Origin of the sequence: Marinobacter manganoxydans MnI7-9, from assembly GCF_000235625.1 — a bacterium.
GTDB lineage: Bacteria > Pseudomonadota > Gammaproteobacteria > Pseudomonadales > Oleiphilaceae > Marinobacter > Marinobacter manganoxydans.
On record NZ_AGTR01000015.1, the window covers coordinates 1 to 12,824 of the forward strand.

Genomic DNA, 12,824 nt, shown 5'->3' on the forward strand with positions numbered 1-12,824 from the left:
AGTATTCTACATCGTAACGCCGCCTTGTCAACCGTTAATCCGAAGAATTTTAAAACTCATTTTCTTCAGTACTTTCAAACGGTTACTTCTGCTCGGAAAACCGCTGTGAGTGGCTTGTCCCTCAGAAGTGGTGCGCATTCTACAGGCGTCAGGAAAACTGTCAACGAGGTTTTTGAATTAATTTATAGCGGTATCGGTTTCCACGTATCCGCCTGATCAGTCAGTGATCAGATCGTATTCTTTTTACTCAAAATCAGCCTCTGACAAACGGAATCAGCGCGCGACTCCCGCTCCATTTCCAACGAAGCGCCAGCAGAACTGCGATTATCAGGCCGTACACCACCATTTCTCCAACGTCACTGCGGGACTGCCAGATGAAATGAACCCATGCCGCTATCGCAATCGGGTACACCAGCTTATGCAAGGCTTTCCATTGCCGGCCCATCCGCCTCATCATCCCCTTTGTTGAGGTTAACGCCAGTGGCACAAGCATAAGGAAAGACACCGCCCCCGCCAGGATATATGGCCGCTTGGTGAACGTGGCCCATAGATCGCTCCAGCCAAGAATAAACTGCAGAAACGCCAATACATGCAACACCGCATAAAAGAACGCAAACAGACCAAGCATCCGGCGAACCCGGATCCACGCTCCCCACCCTGTCCAACGCTTGAGCGGTGTCATGCATAAGGTAGCAATCAATAACTGAAATGCCGCGATGCCCAGCGACTCTGTTACTTCTTGCCCGGGATCCGGGCCGAGGGACTGGCTGGCAATGCTGGCAATCAGCACCAACAGGGGAACGCTGGCGAGCAGCGCTACCAGCAGGCGAAACGCCAGCACAAACCCCGGTTGGTTCAGCACACGCTTCTCATTCATCAATAGAACTTGCTCAAATCCATGCCCTTGTACAGATCGGCAACCTGTTCTCCATAACCATTGAACTTGACGGTTTCCATGTAGTTGGGAGAGAGCAAGCCAGAGGGCAGCCTGCGCTCCCGCTTCTGGCTCCACCTCGGATGGTCAACTTCAGGGTTCACGTTGGCATAGAAGCCATACTCCTGGGGCGCAAGCATTTCCCAGGTAGTCTTGGGGCGCTCCTCCTGAAAGCGAATCTTGACGATCGACTTGATGCTCTTGAAACCGTACTTCCAGGGCACGACCAGCCGGATAGGCGCGCCATTCTGGTTGGGCATGGTTTTGCCATACAGCCCGACCGCGAGGAAGCTTAACTCGTTCATGGCCTCATCCATTCTCAACCCCTCCTGGTAAGGCCAGTCGATGGTGCTGAACAATGAGCGCTGCCCTCGCATCTGATCCGGATCATACAGGGTCTCGAAATAGACGTACTTTGCGCGGGAGTTGGGTTCAAGCCGTTTAATGATGTCGGCCAGTGGAATCCCGATCCAGGGGATCACCATCGACCAGGCCTCGACACAACGAAGTCGGTACACCCTTTCCTGATATTCATGGGGCTTGAGCAGGTCCTCCAGAGCATACTCACCGGGCCGCCCGCACTCCCCCTCAACCACGACGGACCAGGGATCAACGCTCATTTCATCGGCGTACCTGGCAGGATCCCCTTTGCCGGTGCCAAATTCATAAAAGTTGTTATAGCGAGTGACATCCTCGAAAGGCGTCTTTTTCTCATCGGTTGAGAAACCGGGCATTGCAACGTAGTCCAGCGCTTCCCCAGGGACCGGAAGCTCTGCAGCGGATAATAGACCCGGCATTGAAAGGCCAGCGGCAACGGCCACAGTGCCGGACATGAATTGCCGTCGGTTGAGGTAGACAGATTCGGGGGTAACTTCAGAATGAGGCAAAGCCCAGGATGGGCGCTTCTTAATGAACATGGAAAGTCTCCGTCAGGGCGTCAGCCAGCTAGGGCGTTGACCGGAGACTGTGGTTAAAATTCCCGGACCTCGATGAGGAAGCCCGGGAAGCGAGAGCTCAGTCAGCGGCCCCTGAAGCTTTCCGGGGCTTGCCACGGAACAGCGCACGAACAGGGCCGGACAACGCGTATATCAGAAATCCGGTAAAGAGTACGGTAGCCGGATCCAGCGCGATCACTACAAACACCAGAACCACAAGCAGAATAGCAGCAAAAGGCACCCGACCACGCAGATCCAGATCCTTGAAACTGCGATAGAGGATGTTGCTGACCATCAGCACGCCCGTACCTGCAACCACCACCATTGTCAGCAACGTGAGCCAGGCAGCGGGTTCAAAGAGATGGAAGCACCAGACCAGGCCGGCAACGCACGCTGCGGCAGCCGGGCTGGGCAAACCAACAAAGAACTTCTTGTCGACCGAACCGATCTGGGTGTTGAAACGCGCCAGACGAAGCGCAGCGCCAGCCACGTATATGAACGTAACGGCCCAACCGACCTTATCGAAGGCGTTCAGCGACCAGAAAAAAGCGACAAGTCCCGGGGCCACGCCAAAGGCCACCATGTCGGCCAGGCTGTCGTATTCTTCACCGAATTTGCTCTGGGTATTGGTCATCCGGGCAACACGGCCATCAAGACCATCCAGGATCATGGATACAAAAATGGCAATCGCGGCATTATCAAACACGCCGTTTGCGGCAGAGACTATGGCGTAGAAACCCGAAAACAGCGAAGCCGTTGTAAGCGCATTGGGGAGCAGGTAAATACCTTTGCGGCGGACCGGCGCACCTTCCACCAGCTCTTCTTCAACCACTTCCCCGGCCTCTACCTCAAAGTCCGGGTTCTGCTTGCCGTCGGCGGCTTTTCTTTCTTCAGTCATTCCCATTACTCCGGAAAGCGTTTGGGCGGAGTATATACGAAAAACGCGGCCACCCGGGCCGCGTTTTTCAAAACCAGGCGGAATTCCGCTTAGTTTTTGTCCTTATCCACGATCTTGTTCGCGGAGATCCACGGCATCATACCGCGCAGCTTCTCACCAACCACTTCGATTTCGTGAGCAGCGTTCTGGCGACGACGCGCCGTCATGGACGGGTAGTTCAGAGCGCCTTCAGAAATGAACATCTTGGCGTACTCGCCGCTCTGGATACGCTTCAGCGCGTTGCGCATCGCTTCGCGGGACTGCTCGTTGATGATTTCCGGGCCAGTCACATACTCGCCATACTCCGCGTTGTTGGAGATGGAGTAGTTCATGTTGGCGATACCGCCTTCGTACATCAGGTCGACGATCAGCTTCAGCTCGTGCAGACACTCGAAGTAAGCCATTTCCGGCTCGTAACCGCCTTCCACCAGCGTTTCGAACGCGGCTTTAACCAGCTCCACAGTACCACCGCAAAGAACGGCCTGCTCACCAAACAGATCGGTTTCGGTCTCATCCTTGAACGTGGTTTCAATGATGCCGGTACGACCGCCACCGATACCGCTGGCGTAGGACAGCGCCAGGTTCTTGGCGTTGCCGGAGGAGTCCTGGAAGATGGCGATCAGGTCAGGAATACCACCGCCGTTAGCGAACTCGGTGCGCACTGTGTGGCCCGGAGCCTTGGGAGCAATCATGATGACATCCAGATCCTTGCGCGGAACGATCTGATTGTAGTGGATGGCAAAACCGTGCGCGAATGCCAGAGTGGCGCCCTGCTGCAGATTCGGCTCGATTTCCGCCTTGTACAGCTGAGCCTGGTACTCGTCCGGAGTCAGAACCATGACCACGTCAGCGGCAGCAACGGCAGAGGGCACGTCGCTGGTCTTCAGGCCATAGGCTTCTGCCTTGGCAATGGAAGAAGAACCCGGGCGCAGACCCACGGTCACGTCAACGCCGGACTCTTTCAGGTTGCACGCGTGAGCGTGGCCCTGGGAGCCGAAACCGATGATGGCAACTTTCTTGCCCTGGATGATGGAAAGATCGCAATCCTTATCGTAATAAACCTGCATGAGAAACCTCTGTTATTTGTGATGACCCCAGAGGGCCATAATGTTCAAACCCTGTTTGAAATCGTTAAAGGCTAAGCACCTTCTCGCCCCGGGCAATACCGGATACACCGCTGCGCACCACTTCCAGCACACCCGACGTGCCAACGGCCTGAATAAAGCCGTCCAGCTTCTCGCTGTCCCCGGCCAACTGAACCGTGTAGACGGAGCTGGTCACATCCACGATCTGGCCGCGGAAAATGTCCACCGTACGCTTGATCTCGGCACGCTGGGAACCGGTGGCTTTCAGCTTGACCAGCATCAGCTCACGCTCGATATGGGCACCTTCGGTGAGATCCACCAGCTTGACGACTTCAATCAGCTTGTTCAGTTGCTTGGTGATCTGCTCGATCACCTTGTCCGACCCCGTGGTGGTCACCGTCAGACGGGACAAGGTCTCGTCCTCGGTTGGCGCCACAGTGAGTGTTTCGATGTTGTAGTTACGCTGGGAAAACAGACCCACAACCCGTGACAGGGCGCCAGGCTCGTTTTCAAGCAAAACAGAAATGATTCGACGCATGATCAGACCCTCTCCGTCTTGCTGAGCCACATATCTTTCATGGAACCCCGGGCAACCTGCATCGGATACACGTGCTCAAAGCGATCCACGTAGATATCCACGAATACCAGCTCGTCTTTCATGGCCAGCACTTCTTTCAGCTTGGTCTCCAGATCCTCCTTCTTCTCAATCCGGACACCCTTGTGGCCGTAGGCTTCCGCCAGCTTGATGAAGTCGGGCAGGGATTCCATGTAGGACTCGGCATGGCGGGACTCATAGTTCATGTCCTGCCATTGCTTGACCATACCCAGAGCCTGGTTATTCAGGTTAATGATCTTAACCGGCAGGTTGTACTGCTTGCAGGTCGACAGCTCCTGGATGTTCATCTGGATACTGCCCTCACCGGTAATGCACAGCACTTCGTCGTCCGGATGGGTCAGTTTTACCCCCATGGCCGCCGGCAGGCCGAAGCCCATGGTGCCGAGACCACCGGAATTGATCCAGCGGTTGGGCTTATCGAACTTGTAGTACTGGGCCGCGAACATCTGGTGCTGACCCACATCGGAAGTCACGAAGGCTTCGCCGTTGGTCAAGCGACAAAGCATTTCAATGACTTCCTGGGGCTTGATCACATCCGGGCTGGTCTCATAGCGCATGCCATGGAATGCCCGCCACTCGTCGATCTGCTTCCACCAGGAAGCGATTGCGTCCGCGTCCGGCTTTTCCTTGGCTTCCTTCACCAGCGACAGCATTTCCTTGAGCACAGCGTCAACCGGGCCAACGATGGGCACATCGGCATCCACCGTTTTGGAAATCGAGGCCGGGTCGATGTCGATATGGATGATGCGCGCGCCCGGACAGAACTTCTCGGTCGCGTTGGTCACCCGATCGTCAAACCGGGCTCCCACGCAGAGAATGAGATCCGAGTGGTGCATGGCCATGTTGGCTTCGTAGGTGCCGTGCATGCCAAGCCAGCCGAGGTGCTGTTTATCGCTGGCCGGGTAACAGCCAATGCCCATCAGGGTATTGGTGATCGGATAGCCCAGCAGCCTTACCAGCTCGGTCAGCTGATCCGATGCCTTGCCCAGAACAACCCCACCACCTGCGTAGATAATTGGGCGCTTCGCCGCCAGCATCATGTCGACCGCTTTCTTGATCTGACCGGCATGGCCGCGAATAGCGGGGTTGTAAGAGCGCAGTTTGACCTTCTTGGGATAGGCGTACTCGTAACGCTCGTTCGGCGTGGTCATATCCTTGGGAATATCCACGACCACAGGACCGGGGCGACCGGTCGCGGCAATATAATACGCCTTACGGATAATCTCCGGGATTTCCTCGGGATGACGGACACTGAGATTGTGCTTAACCACCGGACGGGAGACACCCATCATATCGGTTTCCTGGAACGCGTCCTCGCCGATGAGGGTGGACGCAACCTGGCCGCACAGAACCACCATGGGGATGGAATCCATGAATGCGGTGGCAATGCCAGTGATGGTGTTGGTGGCTCCAGGACCCGAGGTCACCAGTACGGTACCTGGTTTTCCGGTCGCACGGGCATAACCGTCGGCCATGTGGACCGCCGCCTGCTCGTGCCTTACCAGAATGTGCTTGACTTTGTCCTGCCTGAACAGCGCATCATAAATATGAAGGGCTGCACCACCCGGATAGCCGTATATGTATTCGATACCTTCATCTTGAAGGGACCGGATCAGCATATCGGCGCCAGACAATAACTCCACGATTTTCTACCCTCTTCTACGAGTGAATGAGCCGGGAAGGCTCCCGGTTGCCTGGATTCACGGTGTCCATGCTTCTTTTGAAAGCGGAACCGGCTGCTCCTCCACACCTTGTTAAGAGGTTGTCTCCTGGCCAGCCGCCCTCCTGAGGGTTGCGGAGAACGGCCAATCAACGGGTTGCACGTAAGCAACAACCATCCCGCGACGGATACGCGGCGCGTTCAGTGTGGTAATTGATGGGGGATACTCGCTCGGGATTGCCTGCCGTATTGACCCCAGTCTTCAGGCAATCGGTAATTCTGACAGCGCGAAACTCCCTGTCAATAGCCGCTGCAGGTTTCTGTGCCTATACTGGCCGAAGGTCTGCCATACTTGGAACAAATCCGATACAAAGATTTGAACCAGACAGAAGAAAATCCGCAATAGCGATGGCATGATAGGCAACATTGAAATTAAAAAAACGGGCCCGGTCTATCCAGGTTGTCTGCCTGCCCGGGAGCAGTGAACATACGCGAGTTGAGCCATGAACAGAAAAATCCTGACGCTGACCTTATTGCTGGCCGTTGTACCAGGTGTCGCCACGAGCGCCTCTGTCTATAAATGGACCGATGAAAACGGAGTTACCCACTTTGGCGACCGACAACCCACGGGCTCGAAGGCCGAGCGGGTCAATGTGCGTTCCGGCACTTCTACCGATGCTTCTGGCAACCGGCAGAGCCCCCAGGAGCGTCTGCAGAATATGCAGGAACACCAGGAAGATGAGGCAAGGCAGCGCCAGGAGACCGCCGTTGAGGAGGCCCGCCGGAAACAGCGCGACGCAAATTGCGCGACAGCCCGGTCCAACTTGGAGGTAATTGCCAACCACGCCCGCATCCGGATTGAGGAAAACGGCGAACTGCGCTATCTGACTCCGGAAGAGCTTGCCGAGAAACGGGCAGAACTTGAGCGAATGGCGGAAGATAATTGCGAACCGATGTGAACATGTAAAAATGGGGTCAGATGAAAGCTTTCATCTGACCCCGACTTCAGCTCCGACTCTCGGGTCAGGCTTTGGTGAAATCCAGGTGGTGGTCCTTCACTGTGCCACGAATGACATCACCCGACACAAACTCTCCCTTTAGCAGCCTCTGGGCCAGCGGGTTCTCGATCATCCGCTGGATGGCCCGCTTCAGCGGCCGGGCACCGTAGACCGGGTCATAGCCCACTTCCGCCAACAACTCCATGGCAGCATCATCCAGCTCCAGCTTCATATCCTGCTCTTTCAGGCGCTTGCTCAGAGACTCGATCTGAATCCGGGCAATGCCCTGGATTTGACTCTCCGCCAGCGGGTGGAACACCACCACTTCATCCACGCGGTTGATGAACTCGGGGCGGAAATGAGTGCCGACGACTTCCATGACGGCATTCTTCATGACCTCGTAGCTCTCCTCGCCGGCTTTCTGCTGGATGATGTCCGAGCCGAGGTTTGAGGTCATGACAATGACCGTGTTCCGGAAGTCGACGGTCCTGCCCTGCCCGTCAGTCAGGCGACCATCCTCAAGTACCTGCAAAAGTATGTTGAACACATCCGGATGGGCTTTTTCCACCTCATCCAGCAACAAGACGGAATACGGCCGGCGGCGAACCGCTTCGGTCAGGTAGCCACCTTCCTCGTAGCCGACATAGCCCGGAGGCGCACCAATCAGGCGGGCCACGGAATGCTTCTCCATGAACTCGGACATATCGATGCGCACCATGGCTTCCTCGGTATCAAACAGGAAGGACGCCAGGGCCTTGCACAGCTCGGTTTTACCCACACCCGTCGGGCCGAGAAACAGGAACGAACCGTTTGGACGATTGGGGTCGGACAATCCGGCCCGGGAACGACGCACCGCGTTAGAAACAGCTTCAACCGCCTCATCCTGGCCGATAACCCGACCATGAAGCGCCTCTTCCATGCGCATGAGCTTATCGCGCTCACCTTCGAGCATCTTGGACACCGGGATGCCGGTCCACTTGGAGACAATCTCGGCGATTTCCTCGTCGGTTACCCGGTTGCGAAGCAGCTTCATTTCCATCATTTCTGCCTGGCTGGCCATATCCAGCTGGCGCTCAAGCTCAGGAATCTGCCCGTACTGGAGCTCGGACATCTTGCCGAGGTCACCGGCACGACGGGCATTCTCCAGATCAATGCGGGCCTGTTCCAACCGGCTCTTGATCTTCTGGGACCCGTGCAATGCCGCCTTTTCGGTATTCCAGACTTCTTCCAGATCGGCGTACTCACGCTCGACACCGGTGATCACATCGGACAGTTCCGACAGGCGTTTTTTCGAGGCAGCATCGGTCTCTTTCTTGAGCGCCTCACGCTCGATTTTCAACTGAATCAGACGACGTTCGAGACGATCCAGGGCCTCCGGCTTCGAATCCATTTCCATCCGGATCTGGGAAGCGGCCTCGTCCACCAGGTCAATGGCCTTGTCCGGCAGCTGACGGTCGGCAATGTAACGATGCGACAGTTTGGCGGCGGCGATAATGGCGCCATCTGTCACCTCAACCCCGTGGTGAACTTCATAACGCTCTTTCAGGCCCCGCAGGATGGCGATGGTATCTTCCTCACTGGGTTCGCTGACCAGTACTTTCTGGAAGCGACGCTCAAGAGCGGCGTCTTTTTCGATGTTTTCACGGTATTCGTCCAGGGTAGTCGCGCCCACGCAGTGCAGCTCGCCACGAGCGAGCGCCGGCTTGAGCATATTACCGGCATCCATGGAGCCTTCGGCCTTGCCGGCACCAACCATGGTGTGAATCTCGTCGATGAACAGGATGATCTGACCTTCCTGTTTGGACAGTTCGTTCAGAACAGCTTTCAGGCGTTCTTCAAACTCACCCCGGAACTTGGCGCCGGCAATAAGGGCACCCATATCGAGTGACAGAACCTTCTTGTCCTTGAGGCCATCGGGCACCTCGCCGTTGACGATACGCTGGGCCAGCCCTTCGACGATGGCGGTTTTACCAACGCCGGGCTCACCGATGAGAACCGGGTTGTTCTTCCGGCGGCGCTGCAATACCTGAATGGTACGGCGAATTTCATCATCGCGGCCGATTACCGGGTCCAGCTTGCCGGCCTCGGCTCGCTCGGTAAGGTCGATGGTGTATTTGGACAGAGCCTGACGGTTTTCTTCGGCGCTGGCGTCGTTGACGGCTTCACCGCCGCGAACGTCGTCAATCGCTTTTTCCAGGGCAGCTTTATCAACACCCTGCTCCCGAAGTACGCGACCCAAAGTACCCCGATCTTCCAGGGCGGCCAGCAACATGAGCTCACTGGAGATGTACTGGTCTTTGCGTTTCTGGGCGAGCTTGTCGGCAATGTTGAACAGCCGGCCCATGTCATTGGACATGGAGACGTCGCCGGCCGATCCCTGCACTTCGGGCAGGTTTTCGATCTCCCGGGCGATCGCCTGGCGAATGCGTCCGGGCTCTGCGCCGGCCTGCTTGAGCAAGGGTTTGATGGCGCTGCCTTCCTGATCAAGCAGTGCCTGCATCAGGTGCACCGGCTCAATGAAGTTGTGATCCTTTCCGACCGCGATGGACTGTGCGTCCGCGAGGGCGGTCTGCAGCTTGCTGGTCAGCTTGTCGATTCTCATGTGTACTTTCCCCAAATTTCTGCGAATACCATGGTGCCTTGGGTGGCGGATATTCGATTGCTTTGACAGTTAATGTAGGGGCAAGTAGAGCGACTTCAAGCGGGGCTTCGGTGTATTCGTCAGAAAATTGACGGCCGTCAGTTATCTGATTCGAGCTTGGGTGCAAGGCTGGTGCAGGACTACTTTCCAGAACACGCCGTAAATACGTCCATGTAGGCTTGACTGCAGCATCCATGCTGCAGACAGTTCTGTAAAGTAGTCCTGCACCAGCCCCCGAAATTTGCGATCACAATCAGAACTAAACCATGAAAGACACTAATAATCAGCCTGTTAGCCAGATCAAAGTTGCCATCCGTCCAGTCCGACCATCCCTGCGGTACGAAAAAAACCGATCTGGATTTTGAACGGTACACAGACCACCGCCAGTCACGACGGAAACACCAAGGCGATTTAAACGTAAGACGGCAAGGCGATAGATATCCGCCATGAAATGCCCTGGCCGAGCGCCTGCGTCTTTGAAGGCGTGGACCGCTTTGGGATCATGGTCGAGGAAGGCGTCACGCACTTCCGGGCCAACTTCGAAGCTGTCAGGACCGATGGCCGGGCCGAGCCAGGCTTGCAGGGTTTCGGGAGCCACGGCCATGGCGCTCACGAGATTCTCGATAACGCCGCCACACAGGCTTCGCCAGCCGCAGTGGGCGGCACCGACGACTGTTCCTTCGCTATCAGCAAGGATAACGGGCAGGCAGTCAGCGGTGAGGATGGCGCAGGCGATGCCCGGATGACGGGTGTAGCTGGCGTCAGCCTCGACGGTTTGTCCGACGTTATTCGCGGTTAGTTCAACAACCTCGGTTCCGTGTACCTGGTTGAGCCAGCCAATCCGGTCGCTATCCAGTCCGATGGACTCGGCGAGCCTTCGCCGATTCTCTTGTACGTGTTCCGGGTCGTCTTCGACGTGACTACCGAGGTTAAGACTGTCCCAGGGTCGAACGCTGACACCCCCGACGCGAGTTGTGCTGATGGCCCGCACTCTATCGGGAGCAGACCAGTCTGGTTTCAGGGCGTTACCTTCAATAGTCACGGGTTTCCAGCTCCCGGGCGTGTTTGCGCAGAGCTTCAATCAACGCAACCATATCCTCAGGCAAGGGAACCTCCCAGGTCAGGATTTCACCGGTTTCCGGGTGTTCCAGGGTCAATTGCCGGGCGTGGAGGGCCTGACGGTTGAACGCCGAGAGGGCCTCTCTAAGCTCGTCAGTGGTTCCCTTGGGCAGTCTCAGCCGACCTCCATAGAGCGGATCTCCGACCAGCGGGTGTTTTACATGGGCCATATGAACCCGGATCTGATGGGTTCGGCCGCTTTCCAGTTTGCAGCGGACGTGAGTGTGGGCGGCAAAACGTTCCACCAGACGATAATGGGTGACCGCCGGTTTGCCGGAGGCGACGACCGCCATTTTCTTGCGCTCCCGAGGATGCCGGCCGATGGGCGCATCAACCGTTGCGCCGCCGGTGAGGGTGCCAACGACGACGGCCTCGTACTCGCGGCCCATGGTTCGGGTTTGTAGCTGGTCGACCAGGGACGTGTGCGCAATCAGGCTACGGGCAACGACCATAATGCCCGAGGTGTCTTTGTCGAGGCGGTGTACGATACCCGCCCTGGGCAGATTCTCGACCTCCGGTGCGTAGTTCAGCAGGGCATTGACCAGGGTTCCATCGGCATGGCCGGCCGCCGGGTGCACTACTAGGCCCGCGGGCTTGTTGATGACCAGCAAGTGCTCGTCCTCATAGACAATATCGAGGGAGATTTCCTCGGCCTGCCAGCTCACCTGGGCTTCCGGCTCGGCATCCAGCGCCAGGCGATCATCCAGCATCACTTTGTCCCGAGGCTTTCGCGTCTCACCATTCACCGTCAACGCGCCGCTTTTGATCCAGGACTGCAGGCGGGAACGGGAATGTTCGGGCATCAGTTCTGCCGCGGCCTGGTCAAGGCGCCGATCACTCAGTTCCGGCGGCACGACAAAGTTGGCGATGATTCGTTTTTCAGATGACATTAAGCCCCCAGGGCCTGTGTGTGTTACGTTTCGGTCAGATTATTGGAAACAGCGAGGCATTGCTCTGCACATGGAGCCACTTCCCCGCTACAATGACTGCCCTTGAATTAATCGACATTATACGGGATTCCGGAATGAGATCAGGTCTTCGTTTGCTGTTACTTTCCACACTGGTTGTTCTGGTCAGTGCCTGCGCCTCCAACAAGCAGGAGGAAGTACTTCCGGAGAAGACCTACTATGAGAATGCACGCCAGGCCATGACCTCCGGGAATTTCAACGAGGCAGAGGAGAACCTGGATGCCCTGGAAACCTACTATCCCTTCGGTCGCTACGCCGAACAGGCCCAGCTTGATCTGATTTATGCCCGCTACCAGAACCTGGACCTGGAAGGTTCCCGCGCAGCTGCCGACCGTTTTTTGCGTCTGAACCCGCAAAGTGACCACGGGGATTATGCGCTCTATATGCGTGGCCTCGCCTCCTACAACCTGGATATCGGCCTTGCTGCCCGTTACTTTCCGATCGACGTTGCGGCCCGGGATCCAGGCGAGCAGCTGCAGTCTTTCCGGGATTTTTCGGAACTGCTGAGCCGCTACCCGGAAAGCCAGTACGTCGCAGATGCCCGACAGCGAATGATCGCAGTGCGCAATCGCATGGCTGAGCTGGAACTTTACGCTGCCCGCTATTACGTCAAACGCCAGGCCTATGTGGCGGCCAACAACCGGGCGCGGTACATCATCGAGAATTATCCGACCGCAACGGTTACTGAAGAGGCTCTGATTATCCTGGCAGAAACCTTTCGCTTCCTGGATCTGAAAAAAGGTTCACAGGACGCAATCGCCATGCTCCGTACCAATTTCCCGGAAAGTGAGGCATTCAATGCCGACGGCGATTTTGAGGTGGATCTGCTGGAGGGTGAAAACCGTTCACTGACGAACGTTGTTACCTTCGGTTTGATGGGCGACGAGTAAGGGCTCAAACAGCTGAATTTGGGGCCAGATGAAAAGTTCAT

At 56.6% G+C, this 12,824-nt stretch carries 12 protein-coding genes; 3 read left to right on the plus strand and 9 right to left on the minus strand.

The window, feature by feature from the left end; all coding sequences use genetic code 11:
• On the plus strand, nt 1–216 hold a 216-nt coding region (locus KYE_RS21825; RefSeq protein ID WP_227497747.1), incomplete at its 5' end, for a hypothetical protein.
• Nucleotides 217–253: 37 nt separating this feature from the next.
• Here the strand turns inward: KYE_RS21825 and KYE_RS04075 are convergent.
• From KYE_RS04075 to KYE_RS04100, 6 genes are all read right to left on the minus strand, one after another.
• Entirely contained in the window at nt 254–877 is a 624-nt protein-coding gene (locus KYE_RS04075) for a sulfite oxidase heme-binding subunit YedZ (protein ID WP_008170683.1), read from the minus strand.
• On the minus strand, nt 877–1,851 hold the full coding sequence (msrP, locus tag KYE_RS04080; protein WP_008170685.1) for a protein-methionine-sulfoxide reductase catalytic subunit MsrP: 975 nt from the start codon (nt 1,849–1,851) through the stop codon (nt 877–879). Before msrP ends, KYE_RS04075 begins: the two co-directional genes overlap by 1 nt.
• A 97-nt stretch (nt 1,852–1,948) precedes the next feature.
• Entirely contained in the window at nt 1,949–2,767 is an 819-nt protein-coding gene (pssA, locus tag KYE_RS04085; protein ID WP_008170687.1) for a CDP-diacylglycerol--serine O-phosphatidyltransferase, read from the minus strand.
• 89 nt (nt 2,768–2,856) lie between these two features.
• Complete coding sequence (ilvC, locus tag KYE_RS04090) at nt 2,857–3,873, minus strand: ketol-acid reductoisomerase (RefSeq protein ID WP_008170689.1); 1,017 nt, start codon at nt 3,871–3,873, stop codon at nt 2,857–2,859.
• Between the two features lie 64 nt (nt 3,874–3,937).
• Nucleotides 3,938–4,429 carry an acetolactate synthase small subunit gene (gene ilvN, locus KYE_RS04095; RefSeq protein ID WP_008170692.1) on the minus strand — a complete coding sequence of 164 codons (492 nt, stop codon included), beginning with the start codon at nt 4,427–4,429 and terminating at the stop codon, nt 3,938–3,940.
• Nucleotides 4,430–4,431: 2 nt separating this feature from the next.
• Complete coding sequence (locus tag KYE_RS04100; RefSeq protein ID WP_008170695.1) at nt 4,432–6,150, minus strand: acetolactate synthase 3 large subunit; 1,719 nt, start codon at nt 6,148–6,150, stop codon at nt 4,432–4,434.
• Between the two features lie 520 nt (nt 6,151–6,670).
• Between KYE_RS04100 and KYE_RS04105 the strand changes: the two genes are divergently transcribed.
• Nucleotides 6,671–7,126, plus strand: coding sequence for a DUF4124 domain-containing protein (locus tag KYE_RS04105; protein ID WP_008170697.1), 456 nt, complete (start codon nt 6,671–6,673; stop codon nt 7,124–7,126).
• Between the two features lie 64 nt (nt 7,127–7,190).
• On the opposite strand, the gene clpB is transcribed toward KYE_RS04105, so the two are convergent.
• From clpB to rluD, 3 genes are all read right to left on the minus strand, one after another.
• Entirely contained in the window at nt 7,191–9,767 is a 2,577-nt protein-coding gene (gene clpB, locus KYE_RS04110) for an ATP-dependent chaperone ClpB (RefSeq protein WP_008170699.1), read from the minus strand.
• Nucleotides 9,768–10,089: 322 nt separating this feature from the next.
• Entirely contained in the window at nt 10,090–10,848 is a 759-nt protein-coding gene (gene pgeF / locus KYE_RS04115; protein WP_008170700.1) for a peptidoglycan editing factor PgeF, read from the minus strand.
• On the minus strand, nt 10,838–11,815 hold the full coding sequence (rluD, locus tag KYE_RS04120) for a 23S rRNA pseudouridine(1911/1915/1917) synthase RluD (RefSeq protein WP_008170702.1): 978 nt from the start codon (nt 11,813–11,815) through the stop codon (nt 10,838–10,840). Before rluD ends, pgeF begins: the two co-directional genes overlap by 11 nt.
• A gap of 134 nt (nt 11,816–11,949) precedes the next feature.
• Between rluD and KYE_RS04125 the strand changes: the two genes are divergently transcribed.
• The gene (locus tag KYE_RS04125) at nt 11,950–12,783 is read left to right on the plus strand and encodes an outer membrane protein assembly factor BamD (protein ID WP_008170703.1); all 834 of its coding nucleotides are present in this window, start codon (nt 11,950–11,952) and stop codon (nt 12,781–12,783) included.
• Nucleotides 12,784–12,824: the final 41 nt, after the last annotated feature.